Annotated in this window: 16 protein-coding genes; 11 read left to right on the top strand and 5 right to left on the bottom strand. The window is 55.7% G+C overall.

Annotation, left to right across the window (positions count from 1 at the left end; genetic code table 11):
• Nucleotides 1-104: 104 nt before the first annotated feature.
• The 5 genes from dnaB to ACH3PB_RS00735 all read left to right on the top strand — a co-directional run bounded on the left by dnaB (nt 105) and on the right by ACH3PB_RS00735 (nt 5,362).
• Entirely contained in the window at nt 105-1,571 is a 1,467-nt protein-coding gene (gene dnaB / locus ACH3PB_RS00715; RefSeq protein ID WP_416397552.1) for a replicative DNA helicase, read from the top strand.
• Entirely contained in the window at nt 1,558-2,772 is a 1,215-nt protein-coding gene (alr, locus tag ACH3PB_RS00720) for an alanine racemase (RefSeq protein WP_416397553.1), read from the top strand. The genes dnaB and alr overlap by 14 nt, the downstream gene beginning before the upstream one ends.
• 10 nt (nt 2,773-2,782) lie before the next feature.
• Nucleotides 2,783-3,724, top strand: a complete 942-nt coding sequence (locus ACH3PB_RS00725; RefSeq protein WP_416397554.1) for an SDR family oxidoreductase — start codon at nt 2,783-2,785, stop codon at nt 3,722-3,724.
• A gap of 21 nt (nt 3,725-3,745) precedes the next feature.
• Entirely contained in the window at nt 3,746-4,516 is a 771-nt protein-coding gene (locus tag ACH3PB_RS00730) for a lysophospholipid acyltransferase family protein (RefSeq protein ID WP_416397555.1), read from the top strand.
• Nucleotides 4,517-4,726: 210 nt separating this feature from the next.
• On the top strand, nt 4,727-5,362 hold the full coding sequence (locus tag ACH3PB_RS00735; protein WP_416397556.1) for a cold-shock protein: 636 nt from the start codon (nt 4,727-4,729) through the stop codon (nt 5,360-5,362).
• A gap of 13 nt (nt 5,363-5,375) precedes the next feature.
• Here ACH3PB_RS00735 and ACH3PB_RS00740 read toward each other — a convergent pair whose 3' ends face one another.
• The 5 genes from ACH3PB_RS00740 to map form a co-directional block, all read right to left on the bottom strand.
• Nucleotides 5,376-5,633: a hypothetical protein gene (locus ACH3PB_RS00740; RefSeq protein WP_416397557.1), complete on the bottom strand. Its 258-nt coding sequence runs from the start codon at nt 5,631-5,633 to the stop codon at nt 5,376-5,378.
• 6 nt (nt 5,634-5,639) lie between these two features.
• On the bottom strand, nt 5,640-6,800 hold the full coding sequence (gene dapE / locus ACH3PB_RS00745) for a succinyl-diaminopimelate desuccinylase (protein ID WP_416397558.1): 1,161 nt from the start codon (nt 6,798-6,800) through the stop codon (nt 5,640-5,642).
• A 12-nt stretch (nt 6,801-6,812) separates the two neighbouring features.
• On the bottom strand, nt 6,813-7,865 hold the full coding sequence (locus tag ACH3PB_RS00750; RefSeq protein ID WP_416397559.1) for a DapH/DapD/GlmU-related protein: 1,053 nt from the start codon (nt 7,863-7,865) through the stop codon (nt 6,813-6,815).
• Between the two features lie 63 nt (nt 7,866-7,928).
• Nucleotides 7,929-10,859, bottom strand: coding sequence for a [protein-PII] uridylyltransferase (gene glnD, locus ACH3PB_RS00755; protein ID WP_416397560.1), 2,931 nt, complete (start codon nt 10,857-10,859; stop codon nt 7,929-7,931).
• Complete coding sequence (gene map, locus ACH3PB_RS00760; RefSeq protein ID WP_416397561.1) at nt 10,834-11,610, bottom strand: type I methionyl aminopeptidase; 777 nt, start codon at nt 11,608-11,610, stop codon at nt 10,834-10,836. Before map ends, glnD begins: the two co-directional genes overlap by 26 nt.
• Nucleotides 11,611-11,964: 354 nt before the next feature.
• On the opposite strand from map, the gene rpsB reads away from it, so the two are divergent.
• From rpsB to ACH3PB_RS00790, 6 genes are all read left to right on the top strand, one after another.
• On the top strand, nt 11,965-12,747 hold the full coding sequence (gene rpsB, locus ACH3PB_RS00765) for a 30S ribosomal protein S2 (protein WP_416397562.1): 783 nt from the start codon (nt 11,965-11,967) through the stop codon (nt 12,745-12,747).
• Between the two features lie 122 nt (nt 12,748-12,869).
• A complete protein-coding gene (gene tsf / locus ACH3PB_RS00770) occupies nt 12,870-13,730 on the top strand; it encodes a translation elongation factor Ts (protein ID WP_416397563.1) in 861 nt (286 codons plus the stop codon).
• 116 nt (nt 13,731-13,846) lie between these two features.
• Nucleotides 13,847-14,596: a UMP kinase gene (pyrH, locus tag ACH3PB_RS00775; protein WP_416397564.1), complete on the top strand. Its 750-nt coding sequence runs from the start codon at nt 13,847-13,849 to the stop codon at nt 14,594-14,596.
• A complete protein-coding gene (gene frr, locus ACH3PB_RS00780; protein ID WP_416397565.1) occupies nt 14,586-15,143 on the top strand; it encodes a ribosome recycling factor in 558 nt (185 codons plus the stop codon). The genes pyrH and frr overlap by 11 nt, the downstream gene beginning before the upstream one ends.
• A 103-nt stretch (nt 15,144-15,246) precedes the next feature.
• Nucleotides 15,247-16,005 (top strand): isoprenyl transferase, encoded by a 759-nt coding sequence (locus ACH3PB_RS00785; protein WP_416397566.1) that lies wholly within the window; start codon nt 15,247-15,249, stop codon nt 16,003-16,005.
• A gap of 22 nt (nt 16,006-16,027) precedes the next feature.
• Nucleotides 16,028-16,861, top strand: a complete 834-nt coding sequence (locus ACH3PB_RS00790) for a phosphatidate cytidylyltransferase (protein ID WP_416397567.1) — start codon at nt 16,028-16,030, stop codon at nt 16,859-16,861.
• The last annotated feature ends 12 nt before the right edge of the window (nt 16,862-16,873 follow it).

Consider the following 16,873-nt stretch of genomic DNA (forward strand, 5'->3'; position numbering starts at 1 on the left):
TCACTTCATCCGTTAAGATTGTTGCCTACGGGCCAGTCCTCAGTGGCGGGACATATAAGTGATCCTCCCACTACATTCATTGATGAGAGCATCGAAGAGTATCCATGACGGAACCCAAGTCCAGCCAACTGCCGAGTTCCCAGGCTGAAGAAAAGCTGAGAGCACTTGCTGCAGGCGCCAGCCTTCGTGGTGGCGATGCCGTGCTCGAAAATCTGCGCAAGCCGCCGTTCTCGCTCGAAGCCGAACGCGCCGTTATTGGCGGGCTCATGCTCGACAATTCGGGCTGGGAGAAAATGGCGGGCCTGTTGAGTGACGCTGACTTCTATCGCGCCGAGCATCGCGCCATCTTTCGCGCCATTAGTAATCTGGCAGACCAGAACGAACCTTTCGACCCGGTGACCCTTTCAGAGCGTATAGACGCCGCTCGTGGTCAGGATCATGACGACTCTGCGGGAAGCCTTGCGTACCTGAGTGAACTGGTCAGGAATACGCCAAGTGCGGCCAACATCAGGGCGTATGCCACCATTGTTCGCGAGCGGGCGGTTCTGCGGAACCTCATCGGCGTGAGTACCGATATCGCCGATATGGCGTATCAGCCTGAAGGTAGGGCTTCTGACGAAATTCTTGATGAAGCTGAACGACGCATCTTCCAGATTGCTGAGGACCGTCCGAACCAGACCGGTCCGGTGGGTATCAAGCCGGTCATTGCGCGAACGCTCAAGAAGATCGAGGCGCTGGTCGAAGCAGACAACGCCATTACCGGTATTACCACTGGCTTTGACAACCTGGACAAGCGGACGGCCGGTCTGCAGAACTCCGATCTGATTATCGTGGCGGGCCGGCCCTCGATGGGCAAGACCACCTTTGCCATGAACCTGGTGGAGAACGCGCTGATGAGCTCGGACCTCCCCATGGTAGTGTTTTCCATGGAAATGCCTGCCGACGCGCTGGTCATGCGTATGCTGTCATCGCTCGGCAGTATCGATCAGAGCCGCATACGGACTGGGCAGCTAGATAGCGATGATTGGCCGCGGGTCACTTCCGCCATCAACATGCTGCGTGACAAGCCGCTGTATATCGATGATACCCCGGCGCTAAGTCCCACAGAAGTGCGGGCCCGTGCGAGACGAATAGCGCGCGAGCATAATGGCAAGATGGGCCTGATCATGGTCGACTACCTTCAGCTGATGCGAGTGGCTGGCGCAACCGAAGGACGTACGGCAGAAATCTCGGAAATCTCGCGCGGTCTCAAAGCGCTGGCGAAGGAGCTCGACTGCCCGGTAATCGCGCTTTCTCAGCTTAATCGAAGTCTCGAGCAGCGGCCCAACAAGCGACCGGTTAACTCGGATCTGCGTGAATCCGGGGCCATCGAGCAGGATGCCGACCTTATCATCTTCATCTATCGTGATGAAGTTTATAACGAAGAGAGTCCCGATAAAGGCACTGCTGAAATCATCATCGGTAAACAGCGTAATGGGCCCATCGGTACCGTGCGTCTCGCGTTCATCGGACGATATACCAAGTTCGAGAACCTGGCGCCGGGATACGACACCAGTTATGACGACGAGTAAGCCAGTGCGCGACTCAGGTCGGCCGCTCGAAGCGTTGATCGATATCGCCGCCCTCAGGCGGAATTACGATATTCTCAATGCAAGAGGCGGGTCGGCCGTCTGCGTTGCCGTAGTGAAATCTGACGGCTACGGTCATGGTCTGCAGGGGGTGGTCGAGGCCTTGCCGGCCGCCAGACAGTTCGCGCTGGCTACGGCGAATGAGTTGGACAGATTAAGGCCGGAGACGCTCTCCGGCCGCTCTGTTCTCATACTCGAAGGCTTATTCGATGTTGGCGAGCCCGAGCGCGTCAGTCGACTCGGCTTCGCCGTGGAATGGGTCATTCACAGCCAATGGCAGCTCGATATGCTGGAGTCGGCGGATATGCGCTCTACCGTCCCGATCAGGGTCTGGGTGAAGATCAATACCGGTATGAATCGGCTTGGGTTCAAGCCGGCTGACATCCTGCCGGTCTTTCGTCGGCTCGGTCAGTTGAAGTCCTCGGTGCTGCTTCTTGGTATCGCGTCGCATCTTGCTTGCGCAGACACACCAGAGGCGGTGCTGAATCAGCAACAGTTCGACTGCTTTGATCAAACCTATGACAGCCTGGTCCGAGCCGGACTGGACCGGATCTGCGAGGAAGGCAGGCTGCGTCGAAGCCTGCTGAACTCCGCTGGCCTGCTGCAGTTTCCTGAAAGGACCCATGATCAAGTGCGACCTGGCATCGCGATGTATGGTGCACTCGATTCCACACTTCATCAGGCTCATGGTCTCACGCCGGTGATGACCCTGCAGACAAAGTTGATTGCCATTCAACATGTCCGGGCAGGCGACAGAGTCGGTTACGGTGGTGACTATGTGGCCACCAGCGATCAATGTATTGGTATCGTTGCGGCCGGCTATGGCGATGGTTATCCTCGTCAGGTGTCTACCCGTGGAGAGGTAGGCGGCCAGCCTCCTTACGTGCTGGTGGATGGGGAGCCGTGTGCACTCGTCGGCCGTTGCTCAATGGACATGTTGACGGTAGACCTCGGGTCGTCTGCGACTTGCCGGTTCAGTGCCGGCGATCACGTGGAGCTATGGGGTCAGCGCCTGCCAGTCGATCTCGTAGCCAGTTGGGCCTCCACAATCAGCTATCATCTGCTCACGGGGGTGACTCAACGGGTGCCAAGACGCTATATTGATCATATACATAAAGTGAATCAGGGCGCGGACGAATGCTGAAGCGCATGGTATGGGAACACGATTGACTACAGTCTATGTTATTGGCAGTGAGAGTCCCCAGGGCAAATCTCTACTTTCGCTCCTTAAAAATCAAGTGGGTATCCAGTCTATTGGTATAGAAGGCGGGATGTTCACCCGATCTTCCGAGGCTTCGGAGGAGCGTCTACGTCAATTCAGACAGCCGGACCTGATCATTCACTGTCACGATCTGCACCACCTCGATCAGACCGAGTCGAATCCGGCAGCAGCTTGGCGACATAATGTCGACTCGATTTCGGCTGTCAGCAAGTACGCTGAATCCTTCGGCATACCAGTCATCCTGTCTTCCAGCAATCTGGTGTTCGATGGGCGGCGGGAGAAGCCCTATCAGCCTTCCAACCCAACCAAGCCAGTCACTGAGTTTGGCAAGACAAAGTGGGCTTCCGAGGAGCTCCTGCGCGAGCGGATGCCGAAACATATCATCCTGCGTACAGGCTGGCTGCTGGAAAACGATCCTGCAGGATGGCTGCAGGGTATCGTAACGCGGGCCTTGGAAGGCCAGCCGATCCTGGTCTCGGACCAAGTGCAACTTGCGCCGACGGCCATCGACGATATCAGCCGGGTCATGCTGGCCGTCTTAAAACAGCTGACTTGCGGCATCGACGTGTGGGGCGTTTATCATTACAGTGGCCTGGATGCGGTGACCTACGCCGAGCTGGTCGATACGATTCTCGATATACTGGGCGGATATCAGCAGGTGAATCCTGTCATCCAGCAAGCCAGCGAGTCTCAGCTTGTGCGGGCCACCTTGCTGCCGATGAATGGCACCCTCAACTGTCTTAAGCTCCGCAATACATTTGGCATCAAACAACTTTCATGGAAGCGATTTCTACCCGGACTCGTCGAAGACTGTTATGACAACTGGGTGGAATCGAACGCTGATATCGGTCGATCTGCCTGCCCAACCGGGTGAAACCGAAAAACTGGATCAGGCATGACTAATACCACCGATAAACCCTCTGCTTTTTCAACGCGCGAAAGCCTCGCACTGGTGCGAGGACTGATATTTTACGTTGGGTATGGCAGCACGATGGCTCTGTCCGGCCTGGCGGTTCTGATTGCCTCACCGGTGTGCCGTTTTCCCATGCGCTATCGTGTACTGTCGCAGTTCAGCATTGCGATCATTTACTGGGCGCGCCTCGTCTGTGGTATGCGCTTCATCTGTGAAGGCAGGGAACACATACCCGCGACGCCCTGCGTAGTGGTTTCCAACCACGAGAGCGCCTGGGAAACCTTCTTTCTAGGCTGGACCTTCCGGCCTCAGGCGACGGTGCTGAAAAAAGAGCTCCTGAATATACCGCTCTTCGGTTGGGGTCTTCGCATGCTCAGGCCCATCCCTCTGGATCGTGACAAGCCAACTGCAGCGCTCAAACTGGTCTTGCGTGAGGGTACCGCTGCTATCAGCGAAGGCTGCTGGGTGGTCATCTATCCAGAGGGTACACGCGTTCGTCCCATGATGACTGGTCGTTTCAACAAGGGGGGTGCGATGCTGGCCATTCGAAGTGGAGTGCCGATACTGCCCATTGCCCACAACGCCGGCAGCTGCTGGCCCGCGGGCCTGGTGCGCAAGTATCCAGGTCTTATCCGGGTGAGAATAGGCCGGCCAATCGAGACAGCCGGCCGAACAGTCGATGAGGTGCATGGTGAGCTCGAATCGGCTATCCGGCAGGTCATGCAGGAGCTTAGAGTAGGCCAGGCCGTGTAGGCCACTCGAGAACGCGTCAACTCGCCAATAGCTCAGATAGCCATTGCTTCAGGTTACCTTCACGTTACAATAGCGCCTCGTGTGACTCAGTCGTCTGTAGTTTATGGACGGCAGCTTTGGTCTCACGCTGTCAACGTTATCTCTAGCTCTACAAGCCAATCAAGCTGATTCCATCGTTTACTCAGCTCACAGCAAAGGTATTCAACACTTATGAAAAATACAGGCTCATCCAATCTATTGCCTATCCTGATCTATGCTCTTGTGGCGCCTCTCGTATGTCTGGCTTTCCTCGCACTGTCCGGTGTATCGATCATCAGCCTTGTGGCTGACGATGGTCCCACCATTACCGCTTCGCCAGTATCGCCATTCATCTTCCTCATCAGTGCCAAAGGCTTCATGTTCTATCTGCTGATGGCAGTTCTGTTTTTCGTAGCCGGTTACCTGTCGTCACTCGTTCATCTGTTCGGCAAGAAGGACTCGACGCCCGCCGCCAGACCAACGCCAGCCTCACCTCGCACTAACTCCGCACCACGTGCGGCGACGGCAGCACAAACCAGAAGTCAGCCGGCACCGCGACAGCAGGATGCAGCGACGGCACCCGCGCAAGATTATGCCGACGATGACGGTGTACTTGGCGAAGAATACGGAACGGTGAAGTGGTTCAACGTGAAGAAGGGATTTGGTTTTATAACTCTGGACGACGGTGAGGAAATATTTGTTCATTTCCGTTCCATCAAAGGCGCTGGTCACCGGCACCTGAAGCCGGGGCAGGAAGTCCGCTTTAACATTGTGGAAGGCGAAAAAGGTCCTCAAGCTGAAGATGTATCGGTCGTGAGCGAAGGCTGACTCCAGTCAGCTTTCAGCCTAGCCGCAGTATGATCAGTGCGATATAGGCTGCCAGCGCAATGACCAGTGCTGGCACTAACATGGTCAGTGCCAGCAGGATAAGCAGCTCGTCGAACGCAGTGGCGAGCTGTCCCTTGATCAGAAATACAGTGCCAAGACACGACAGGGCTGTAATCACAGCAGCCAGAAAACTCGTGAAGCAGATCCGCTGATCGACACCTTTCTTCTCGAGCCAGCCTTTTCCCCTGCTTAAAGGTCCGCGCGGTGCCATCGACGTCTAGCGCTGATCAGTGACCAGCAGACGTTCCATGATGCGCTCATAAATTTTGGACAGTGTTATTAAATCTTCGGCGCTCACCTGCTCATCAATGCGGTGGATGGTAGCGTTCAGTGGCCCCAATTCGATTACCTGCGCGCCTGTAGGTGCGATAAAGCGCCCATCAGACGTGCCACCTGAGGTCGAGAGCTCAGACGGATAGCCACAGATGTCCTGGACGGCAGCCTGTGCAGCCGCAACGAGGTCACCGGCTTCTGTCAGAAAGGGGAGGCCATTTATCGTCCACTCGATGTCATAATCCAGCTCATGCTTGGCGAGTATGGCCGCAACCCTCAGCTGGATCGTTTCTACATCGAGCTCTGTGGAAAAACGCAGATTGAACACCGCCTCCAGGCTGCCAGGTATGACATTTGTAGCACCAGTACCTGAGTTGATGTTTGAGATTTGCAGCGTTGTGGGTGGAAAGCTGTCATTGCCCCCATCCCACTCCTGATGCGACAACTCATGAAGCGCTGCCATCGACAGGTGGATAGGGTTTCTCGCGAGGTGTGGGTAGGCGACATGCCCCTGAATACCCTTGACTGTCAGCACCGCGCCCAGCGATCCACGGCGACCATTCTTTATGATGTCGCCTACCTTTCTGGTGCTGCTGGGTTCGCCAACCAGGCAGTAGCGGAATTTCTGACCAGCCGCTTCCAGATGCTCGATGACTTTGACTGTTCCGTGAACAGCCTTGCCTTCCTCATCACTGGTGATCAAGAGGCCTAGCGAGCCCTGCAGCTCAGGATGGCGGCCGAGCAAGCGTTCGCAGGCGGTAATAAAGGCCGCAATGCTGCCTTTCATGTCTGCCGCACCTCGTCCGTGGAGCATGCCATCCCTGATAAGACCTTCGAATGGCGGATGCGTCCATTGCGTGGCCGGTCCCGTGGGGACTACATCGGTATGGCCGGCGAATACGAAGCGCGGAGCTGTATCTCCCCGCGTGGCCCACAGGTTCTCGACATCGCCAAAGGGCAGTCGCTGACAGTTGAAGCCGAGCGGTTCCAGCCGGGACGCAAGCAGGTCCTGACACCCAACATCGAGGGGAGTGACCGACGCCCGACGTATCAATGCCTGTGCCAGTGCGAGTGTAGGGTCTGAGGCGTAGTCATGGCTGGTCATGAGGTCTTCCGTTCAATCGTTCTTGTGAAGCATGCTGTTGAGTTCTACAACAGTCCTGTTACTGACTGCCTCGATCCGTCCGTTCAGCGAGTTGCGACGGAACTGTAAATCGCTCTCACCCGCCAGCTCGCGAGCTTTTACAGCCTTCAGGGCCTGGCCCTCATTATCGATCAGCGTAACTTTCGCACCAGCTGTAAGATAAAGACCAGCTTCGACAATGCAGCGATCGCCAAGCGGTATGCCGATGCCCGCATTGGCACCTATCAGGCACTGCTTGCCAACCGAAATAATCATCTTTCCACCGCCGGACAATGTACCCATGGTGGAGCAGCCACCGCCGAGGTCCGAGCCCTCGCCAACCATGACGCCAGCTGAGATACGCCCCTCGATCATAGATGTGCCTTCAGTACCGGCATTAAAGTTGACGAAGCCTTCGTGCATGATCGTGGTGCCTTCCCCGATGTAGGCGCCAAGCCGAACCCGCGCCGTGTCAGCAATTCGAACGCCAGCAGGAACAACGTAATCTGTCATGGGCGGAAACTTGTCGACTGATTTGACCGACAGCCACTGACCCTTGCTTCGGGCTGCCAGCCGTCTCGCCGGTAGCTCACGGAGATCGATTGGCCCTTCGCTGGTCCAGGCCACATTGGGGAGCTGGCCGAACACTGACTCGAGGCTGATGGTGTGCGGCTTCGACAACCTGTGAGAAAGCACCTGCAGCCTCAGATAGGCGTCCGGTGTGCTGGCCACGGCTTTTGAGGCATCAACAAGTGTCGCGACAACAATGCTGTTTGTCGGTGCGCTTTCTCTCAATGCCTCGGCTGCCGCACTCACCGCATTGGCCTCGCCTGAATGCGATTGCTGCAGCGCTTCAGCGAAAGCGTCTGCCTGCGCCAATGTGATTTCGCGATAGCTCAGCTCTGGCGTCAATTTGAAATGCTTCGTGGCCAGTGTGGCGACATCGCTTTCAAGTGAAGCGTCAAAGGTCAGGGGCAGGGGATACAGGGTATCGAGAAGATCGCCAGAATTATTACGAGCAGCGATACCGATTCCGAATAGAAGCATGAGAGGTCCTGTTGAGTGGTTAAAAACTGTACATGTCTTGAGGTAAAACTTACTGCCGCCTGTTCAGGCAGCATTCTCGTTGGCTCGATCAAGCACTTCGCAGAGCATTTGCTGCAGCTCGGTGCAGCGCTCAGGGTTGGACAGTGGCGAGTCATCCGGTTCGCAGATTTCGAAACTATCCTCGACCCGCTCACCAAGCGTGGCGATTCGTGCTCTCAATATCTGCACATTCATCGTGACGAACACCGAAGCGATTCGGGCGAGGACGCCAGAGCGATCCGGGGTCACGACCGAGAGTATGGTGCGCATGGTATCAGCATTATTGCTCAGTACCACCTCTGTGGGGAAACTGAAGTACTGTAGCTGACGTGAGGTGCGTCGGTTCTGTCTTGGCGGCGGCAGAGGTCTATTATTCTGAATGGCGTCGAGCACCTCCATCAGATTCTTCAGAATATCCTGCCGGGGAATGAGCATATCGCGACTGTCGGTCTCGCTGACGATGAACAGGCTCAGGCTCAGGCCACCTTCGACCTGAAATATACGTGCCTCTAGAACCCCGAGGTCCAGTTTGTCAAAAGTAGAGGCGATGCCCGCAAACAGCCTCTCCTTGTCCTCCATGTACACCAGCACCTCCAGATAGCCGGCGGCCGTCCCACCACGCGCCTGCTCGATACTCACAAGCGGTGCTGTACTGTCGCCATGACGCAGAATGGTCGCCGTCTGGCTGGCAATGTCGCGGGTCGAGTCCTGCTGGAAATATTCATCGTCGAGCTGGTTCCAGAGCGCTGAGAGCTGTGCTTCGGTAAATTCCTCATCCTCCAGCAGAATTTCCAGAACCTCTGAGCGGGTGCTGGCAATCCACTCCTCTCGGTTGATGGCCTTGCCCTTACCGCGCGCCAGGGCCGCTCGTGTTTCGGTGTAGAGGTTTTGCAGAAGCACCGCGCGCCAGGAGTTCCACAGGTTCGGGCTCGTGGCGGCGATATCGCACACGGTCATGGCGTAGAGATAATCGAGGTGTATATTGCTGTCGAAGCGCTGGGCAAACTCGTGAATGACCACGGGATCGCTGATATCACGCCGCTGGGCGGTCGTGGACATCATAAGGTGGTTTTCCACCAGCCAGGCCAGTAGAGAGGTATCACGTTGACTCAGTTGATGACGCCTGGCAAATTCCCGGACTTCCTCTGCGCCGAGTTCCGAGTGATCGCCCCCGCGACCCTTGGCGATATCATGGAACAGGCCGGCGATGTACAGCAGCTCGCGCTTGGGTAGCTTGGCAGCGAGATCATGCGCATTCGGGAAGCGCGTCTTGCCGCTCTCCTGAAAAAGGCTGTCGATGTTCTCGATGAAATGCAGCGTATGGACGTCGACGGTATAGACATGAAAAAGGTCGTGCTGCATCTGGCCTTCGATACGGCCAAAGGCCGGGAGATACCGGCCAAGAACGCCATAGCGCTTCATCGCACCCAGCGTCTTGTATAGCTCGTGGGGTGTCTTGAGAATTTCCATGAAGAGCGAAGTGTTGATCAGATCCCTGGAAAAGCGCTCCGTGATGAGGTGCAGATTTTCGCGAATGGCGCGAATGGTATCCGCACTAATGCCAAGCACATTTTCGTACTGCGCCAGCAAGAGAAAAACCTCAATCAGCGCGAAGGGCTGCTGCTGGAAGATGTCTGGAGACACAGCTTCGATGTAAAGATTGCGCACCTGGAATCGCCGGTTCAGGGCTCTGATGTTTTCACTACCGGTCTCGTGGAAATTACGGTGCACCTCATCGAAGTGCTGCAGCATCACATCGTTGAGTACCTGGATACTCTGGCTGTGCAGGTAGAACTCTCGCATCATGGCCTCTACCGCCTCGACCGCAATTGTCTCGGAGTCCTGAGTCATCAGCGCAAGCGTGCGTTGATGATCGAACAGCAGCCTGTTTTCGCTGCGTCTACAGATCCTGTGCAAGCCGAATCTCAGCCACCAGAGCACATTCTCCGCCTCTTTGAGTGCGCGGAACTCACTGCTGTTCAGGAAGCTGTAGTGCCCTATGTCGGCTGAGTCCTGCATGGTGCCCGCGACGTTATCCGGCATTTCGCCTTCGTGGATCTCATTGTCGAAGCTGAGCCCGGTAACAGGTTCGTCCTGGCTCCGGTCAGGACTCGAGCCGCCAATGCCACCATAGTATCGCTTGCTGATCCATCCGATGGTCTGCACATCACGCAAACCGCCGGGCGAGGTCTTCAGGTTTGGTTCGAGGTTGTATTCTGTGTCTTCGTACTTCTTGTGTCGCTGTGCCTGCTCCGAACGCTTGGCGATATAGAAATCCCGGCTGGTCCAGCTTTCATCACTGAATGCTCTGATCACCAGACTGGAATAGAGATCAGAGCTGCCGGCGAGCAGACGTGTTTCCAGGAGGTTCGTTGCTATGGTGATGTCAGCTGAGGCCTGTTCGATGCACTCGTCTGGTGTGCGTACGCTGTGGCCGATATCGAGTCCGAGATCCCAGAAAGACGCGACCAACTGGCTCAGACTCTGCTCAAGAACTGACTCCTGAAGATCCGTTGCGTCGGGCTCAGGCAGGAGGATCAGCAGATCGACGTCGGAATAAGGGAAGAGTTCGCCACGACCGTAGCCGCCCACCGCTATGAGGCAAAGCTGCGAGCCTACTTCTGACAGCAGGGTCTTCCATACCGTCTGCAGGGCCGAGTCCACCAGCACACTCCTTGCAGCCACGAGCGCGCGCACATCGAGCCCCGAGTCGAACGAGCTGAACAGCAGCTCATTGCCGTTTTGCAACTGCTTCCGCAGCTCTGGAATGGCGCTGGCGTCTGGAAGGGTCGTACGAAGCTGCTCTATGACAGCCTCGATACTGGTAGGCAGCACAAAGGTCGTAGTCAGATCCGGCGCATTGGGCAGCGAGTTGCCCTGCAGGGACAGTGTGACCGTGTCGTGCGCGCTCGGCATGAGGTTGGCAGCGCTAGCGCTGAGTGCGCTCTTCGTCACGCAGCGTCAGTATTTCATAGCCGTCGCTGGTAACCAGTATGGTGTGTTCGAACTGAGCCGATAACTTGCGGTCCTTGGTGACGACGGTCCACTTGTCCGGCAGCAGTTTTGTCTCCCGTCGGCCCTGGTTGATCATTGGCTCGATGGTGAAGGTCATGCCTTCTACCAGGGCCATGCCGGTGCCAGGTCGGCCGTAATGCATGACCTGTGGCTCCTCATGGAAAACCCTGCCAATGCCGTGCCCACAATACTCCCTGACGACTGAATAGTGGTGACTCTCGGCGTGGGTCTGGATGACATGACCAATGTCACCGAGTCGAACACCGGGCCTGACCATTTCTATGCCCTTGAACATGCACTCATGCGTAACCTGGATGAGCCGTTCCGTAGAGGGTTCGGGCGGGCCGATGATAAACATCTTGCTGGTGTCGCCATGGAAGCCATTCTTGATCACGGTGACATCGATATTGATGATGTCTCCGTTTTTCAGAACCTTCTTGTCGCTCGGTATGCCGTGGCAAACCACATGATTCACGGAGGTGCAAATCGACTTCGGGAAGCCCTTGTAGTTTAGAGGTGCCGGAATGGCTTTCTGAACATTGACGATATAGTCGTGACAGATCCGGTCGAGGTCTTCAGTGGTCGCGCCTGCCACCACGTGCTCACCGATCATCTCGAGCACTTCTCCTGCGAGCCTGCCGGCAACGCGCATGGCTTCAATCTCTTCCTGATTCTTGATAGTGACCTTCATGTTGACTGCTGGACCCGCCTCGACTCTGTAATGTGGCTATGTTAGCTGGTTCCGGCCGTCAGTTCCATGTGCTTCAGGCGCTACAGCAAGCTTCAAATGGCTGGGGTCGCTGGGAGAGCAGAGCCAGTGGCAGTGTGGCAAGATGCCGTTACGCTGGCGTATCGCTTCGTACTATGGTATAAAACGCGCCCTAAAATTCCCGTCTTGGTGTCGGGTCCTGAGTTCTTGCTCTGGGCCGTCTCGCCGGGAAAATACGCACATGCTTCGACACGAACATTGGGTGCCGTCAATAGAAGATGGTTGATGTCCGGGAAGCATGGAAGTTCCAAACCCGAACTAGAGAGTACAATTGTTATGGCTGCTGTTTCAATGCGAGACCTGCTTAAGGCAGGTGCACACTTCGGTCACCAGACCCGTTTCTGGAACCCGAAAATGCGTCACTATATCTTTGGTGCACGCAACAAGATTCATATCATCAACCTTGAGCAGACCGTCCCTGCGCTGAACGAAGCACTCCAGTTCGTTCACAACCTGGCAGAGCGCAAGAACAAGATCCTGTTCGTCGGCACCAAGCGCGCCGCCAGCAAGATCGTCAAGGAGCAGGCTGAACGCTGCAACATGCCTTACGTCAACCACCGCTGGCTCGGCGGCATGCTGACCAACTACAAGACTATCCGTCAGTCAATCAAACGACTGCGTGAGCTTGAAGGCCAGCAGACCGATGGCACTTTCGAGAAGCTGACCAAGAAAGAAGCGCTCATGCTGACCCGCGAGAGAGAGAAACTCGAGCGCAGCATCGGTGGTATCAAGGAAATGGGCAGTCTGCCAGATGCGCTGTTCGTGATCGACGTCGATCATGAGCGTATTGCCATCAAGGAAGCCAACAAGCTCGGCATTCCAGTAGTCGGTATAGTTGATACCAACAGCGATCCAGACGGTGTCGACTTTGTCATCCCTGGTAACGATGATGCGATTCGTGCGCTGCAGATCTACATCGGTGCCATCGCTGATGCCTGTCTCGAAGCTCAGGCTGAAGGTGCTGGTAGTGCAGATGAGTTCATCGAAGTCAATGACGCCATGGAAGCAGGTAAGACTGCTGACGCAGCTGGCGATCAGGCTGCTTCCGAAGGCGCCTGAGCCTTTGTCGGTACGGCCAGGTGAGCGTTGCACGACGCCGCACCTGGCACTTATTTCAGAGATGGTTGCGACGTTGCACACCATCTGTCTTATTTTTCGATTAGTCTACGAGGAACTTATAGATGGCTGCGATATCCGCATCTATGGTCAAAGAGCTGAGAGAGCGCACCAGTCTCGGCATGATGGAGTGCAAGAAGGCACTCGTTGAAGCTGATGGTGACATCGAGCTCGCAATAGAAAATCTCCGCAAGAGCAGCGGCCTGAAAGCCGCCAAGAAAGCCGGTCGCGTTTCAGCGGATGGCGTTGTCGTCGCCCGCGTAGCGGACAACGGTGGTTTTGGCCTGATCATCGAGATCAATAGCGAAACCGATTTCGTTGCTCGTGATGACAACTTCCTCAATTTCTGCAACGAAGTTGCTGACAAGGCCTTTGCCGATCGGCAGACCGACGTAGCTGCAGTTATGCAGGGCGATCTGGAGAGCAAGCGTGAAGCGCTGGTTCAAAAGATTGGCGAGAATATCAACGTTCGCAGAATCGTGACCGTGGAAGCTGAAGTCGTCGGTGCCTACGTTCACAGCAACAACCGTATCGCGACGCTTATCGGTCTGAAGGGTGGCAATGCCGAGCTGGCGAAGGACATCGCCATGCATGTAGCTGCCGTCAACCCCCTGGTTATCAGCAAGGAAGACGTTAGCGAAGAGCTGATCAACCAGGAGCGTGAAATCTACTCTGCCCAGGCAGAGCAGAGCGGCAAGCCTGCTGAAATCATCGCAAAGATGGTTGAAGGTCGTATCAGCAAATACCTGGCCGAGATCAGCCTGCTCGAGCAGGCGTTCGTCAAGGATCCTGACATCAAGGTCGGCGCATTGGCCAAGAAGCAGGGCGCGTCAGTGACCTCAATGGCGCGTGTTGAAGTTGGCGAAGGCATAGAGAAAGAAGAAGTCGATTTTGCTGCAGAAGTGGCAGCACAGCTTAAAGGCTGAGGAATCGCTTCAGAAAATCGGCGGGCGCAGCTATTCTGTGACCGCCTTTTTTTTGTGTAGTGCCCAGGCAGGCGACGACACAGTTTTTATTTTTCCCAGTCCAAGGATCCATCTGTATGCCGCAAGAGAGTCTTACTCAGTCAAAATACCGCAGGGTTCTGCTCAAACTTTCCGGTGAGGCGCTCATGGGTGACGGCAATTTCGGCATCGACCCGAAAGTGCTCAACCGCATGGCCCTCGAGATCGGGCAGCTGGTCGGCATCGGCGTTCAAGTTGGCCTCGTGGTCGGTGGTGGGAATCTGTTCCGGGGCGCGTCACTGCAAGCCGCCGGAATGGATCGCGTCACTGGAGATCACATGGGTATGCTGGCGACCGTGATGAACTCACTCGCGATGCGTGACGCCCTGGAGCGCTCGAACATTACCACGCGAATCATGTCTGCGATTCCGATGAGTGGCATCGTTGAGCATTATGATCGGCGGCGGGCAATCAGAGACTTACGTGAAGGTGACGTTGTCATTTTCTGCGCCGGCACAGGTAATCCATTCTTCACAACAGACTCCGCTGCTTGCTTGCGTGGCATCGAAGTCGACGCGGATTGCGTACTCAAGGCCACTAAAGTGGATGGCGTATTTTCCGCGGATCCAATGCAGTATCCAGATGCGAAGAAATACGACAGACTGACCTACGACGAAGTGCTCGACAAGAAACTCGGCGTCATGGATCTTACAGCGATTTGTTTGTGTCGCGACCATGGAATGCCGGTTCGAGTATTCAACATGAACAAAGCGGGTGCACTGACTAAAATCGTGCTCGGAGAGGACGAAGGAACGCTGATAGAGCGAGGAGCGAGCAATGCTAAATGATATCAAGAAGAGTGCTGAAGCCAGCATGCAGAAGGCCATAGAAGCGCTGGGCCATGCTTTCGGCCGTATCCGGACCGGTCGCGCCAGTCCTAATATCCTGTCATCAGTGATGGTGAACTACTATGGTAGCAACACGCCGCTGCCGCAGATGGCTAACGTCTCTGTCGAAGACGCCCGCACTCTTATGGTTACACCTTGGGAGAAGAACATGGTCCCCGAGGTCGAGAAGGCTATAATGAAGTCGGATCTGGGCCTGAATCCTTCGACGTCCGGGGGCGTTATCCGCGTACCTATGCCGGCGCTCACGGAAGAAACCAGAAGAAATTATGTAAAGCAGGCAAAGGCCGAGGCAGAAAATGCCAGAGTCTCGGTACGTAACGCACGTCGCGACGCTAACTCCGAAATCAAGGAAGCGCTGAAGGAAAAGATGATCAGCGAAGATGAGGAGAAGAAGGCGCTTGATGAGGTTCAGAAAATGACGGACAAATATGTCGCGCGCGTTGACGAACTTCTTGCCGATAAAGAAAAGGATTTGATGGAAGTCTAACTCCGTCCGCTCCGGAGTACGCTCTGGGCGCAATAACTTATTCCGGTCCTGGTGCCCGCAATTTCTTGCGGCGCGTACGCTCGGGCCCCGACTGAAGTGATTTATGGGATCAGCTGGAATACCCCTCAGCTCTGGTGGGCCGCCAGAGCACGTTGCAATCATTATGGATGGCAACAATCGTTGGGCCAAAGCGCGGAAATTGCCTGGGATCGCTGGTCACAAAGCTGGCGTGGAAGCTGTTCGCGCCTGCGTTCAGACCTGTGCGCAAGCTGGCGTTCGGTATCTCACACTGTTTGCTTTCAGTAGCGAAAACTGGCGAAGACCTGAAGATGAGGTCAATGCTTTGATGCGGCTGTTTCTGATTGCCTTGAAGCGTGAGGTGCGAAAGCTGCATCGGAACAATATCAGGCTACGCATCATGGGTGACCGCTCGGCCTTCTCCAAGGGGCTGCAGATGAGTATGGCTGAAGCTGAAGCGCTCACGGTCGGCAACACCGCAATGACGCTGATCATAGCAGCCAACTATGGTGGCCGGGCGGACATCACTCACAGTGTTCGCCAAATTGCGCAACAGGTCAGAGATGGGCGCCTGGAGCCCGGCGATATCACCGAAGATCTGATCCAGCAGCATCTCTATCTTGGCGATCTGCCGCCACCGGACCTGTGCATCAGAACCGCGAATGAGCAGAGAATAAGCAATTTCATGTTGTGGCAAATGGCGTACTCGGAGTTCTATTTCAGTACTGTCTACTGGCCAGACTTCAAGACCGAGCAGATGAGAGACGCATTGGCAGCTTACAGTCAGCGTATCCGCCGTTTTGGACAAACCGACGATCAAATAGCGCAGCGGATCGATTTATAGGCCGCCTGCAGGGAGCATTGCGATGTTGAAACAGCGGGTCATCACCGCCTTGGTGCTGGTGGCCGTCTTCGGTCTCGGCCTTTTTGCGACTTCACCGGACCAGTTTGCGCTGTTTCTGGCGTTCATTTTTGCGCTTGGCGCCTGGGAACTAGGGGCTATGTCGGGTCTGCACAGTGCGCCGCAGAAGGGGCTCTATGTCGCAATGGTGCTGGCGCTTATCTACCTGCTTCAATTCTTTCCGGTCTCACCGGTCCTCACCATAGGCTTGCTCTGGTGGCTGCTCTGTACAGTTCTGGTGAAGATCTACCCCTCGGGTATGGCGTTATGGAACAAGCCCGGTCTGCGCATGCTGGCAGGTGTCCTTGTGCTGGTGCCTGCTTGGGCGGCCCTTATGCAGGCACGAGTCAGCATGATCGATGGTATGCCAGGGTTGTCTGGCGCGTGGTTGATTTTTTATATCTTTGTAATCGTGTGGCTGGCTGATATCGGCGCTTACTTTTCCGGGAAGCGTTTTGGTAAGCGAAAGCTGGCTCCTCGCGTCAGCCCCGGTAAGTCAATCGAAGGCCTGGTAGGCGGATTGATCGCGGTACTGGTGCTGCCAGTTGGCGTGGCATTGGCCACCGGAGTGGAGCTTCAGGGGCTGGTCATGCTGACTATTGTCACATTGTTCGCTGCCGCTTTGTCGGTTGTCGGTGATCTGACCGAAAGTCTCATGAAGCGGGTGGCCGGTGTGAAAGACAGTGGCAAGCTGCTGCCTGGGCACGGCGGAATTATGGACCGTATCGATAGCGTCACCGCCGCAGCGCCTGTGTTCATGTGCATGATGATGTTAAGCGGCTGGCTGGCGGGGCAGTGATGAGCGGGAATA

Source organism: Allohahella sp. A8, assembly GCF_047946665.1.
GTDB lineage: Bacteria > Pseudomonadota > Gammaproteobacteria > Pseudomonadales > Oleiphilaceae > Allohahella.

Coding starts and splice junctions, on each gene's coding strand:
- dnaB (WP_416397552.1), top strand. CDS start 105: ATGACGGAACCCAAGTCCAGCCAACTGCCGAGTTCCCAGGCTGAAGAA.
- alr (WP_416397553.1), top strand. CDS start 1,558: ATGACGACGAGTAAGCCAGTGCGCGACTCAGGTCGGCCGCTCGAAGCG.
- ACH3PB_RS00725 (WP_416397554.1), top strand. CDS start 2,783: ATGGGAACACGATTGACTACAGTCTATGTTATTGGCAGTGAGAGTCCC.
- ACH3PB_RS00730 (WP_416397555.1), top strand. CDS start 3,746: ATGACTAATACCACCGATAAACCCTCTGCTTTTTCAACGCGCGAAAGC.
- ACH3PB_RS00735 (WP_416397556.1), top strand. CDS start 4,727: ATGAAAAATACAGGCTCATCCAATCTATTGCCTATCCTGATCTATGCT.
- ACH3PB_RS00740 (WP_416397557.1), bottom strand. CDS start 5,633: ATGGCACCGCGCGGACCTTTAAGCAGGGGAAAAGGCTGGCTCGAGAAG.
- dapE (WP_416397558.1), bottom strand. CDS start 6,800: ATGACCAGCCATGACTACGCCTCAGACCCTACACTCGCACTGGCACAG.
- ACH3PB_RS00750 (WP_416397559.1), bottom strand. CDS start 7,865: ATGCTTCTATTCGGAATCGGTATCGCTGCTCGTAATAATTCTGGCGAT.
- map (WP_416397561.1), bottom strand. CDS start 11,610: ATGAAGGTCACTATCAAGAATCAGGAAGAGATTGAAGCCATGCGCGTT.
- rpsB (WP_416397562.1), top strand. CDS start 11,965: ATGGCTGCTGTTTCAATGCGAGACCTGCTTAAGGCAGGTGCACACTTC.
- tsf (WP_416397563.1), top strand. CDS start 12,870: ATGGCTGCGATATCCGCATCTATGGTCAAAGAGCTGAGAGAGCGCACC.
- pyrH (WP_416397564.1), top strand. CDS start 13,847: ATGCCGCAAGAGAGTCTTACTCAGTCAAAATACCGCAGGGTTCTGCTC.
- frr (WP_416397565.1), top strand. CDS start 14,586: ATGCTAAATGATATCAAGAAGAGTGCTGAAGCCAGCATGCAGAAGGCC.
- ACH3PB_RS00785 (WP_416397566.1), top strand. CDS start 15,247: ATGGGATCAGCTGGAATACCCCTCAGCTCTGGTGGGCCGCCAGAGCAC.
- ACH3PB_RS00790 (WP_416397567.1), top strand. CDS start 16,028: ATGTTGAAACAGCGGGTCATCACCGCCTTGGTGCTGGTGGCCGTCTTC.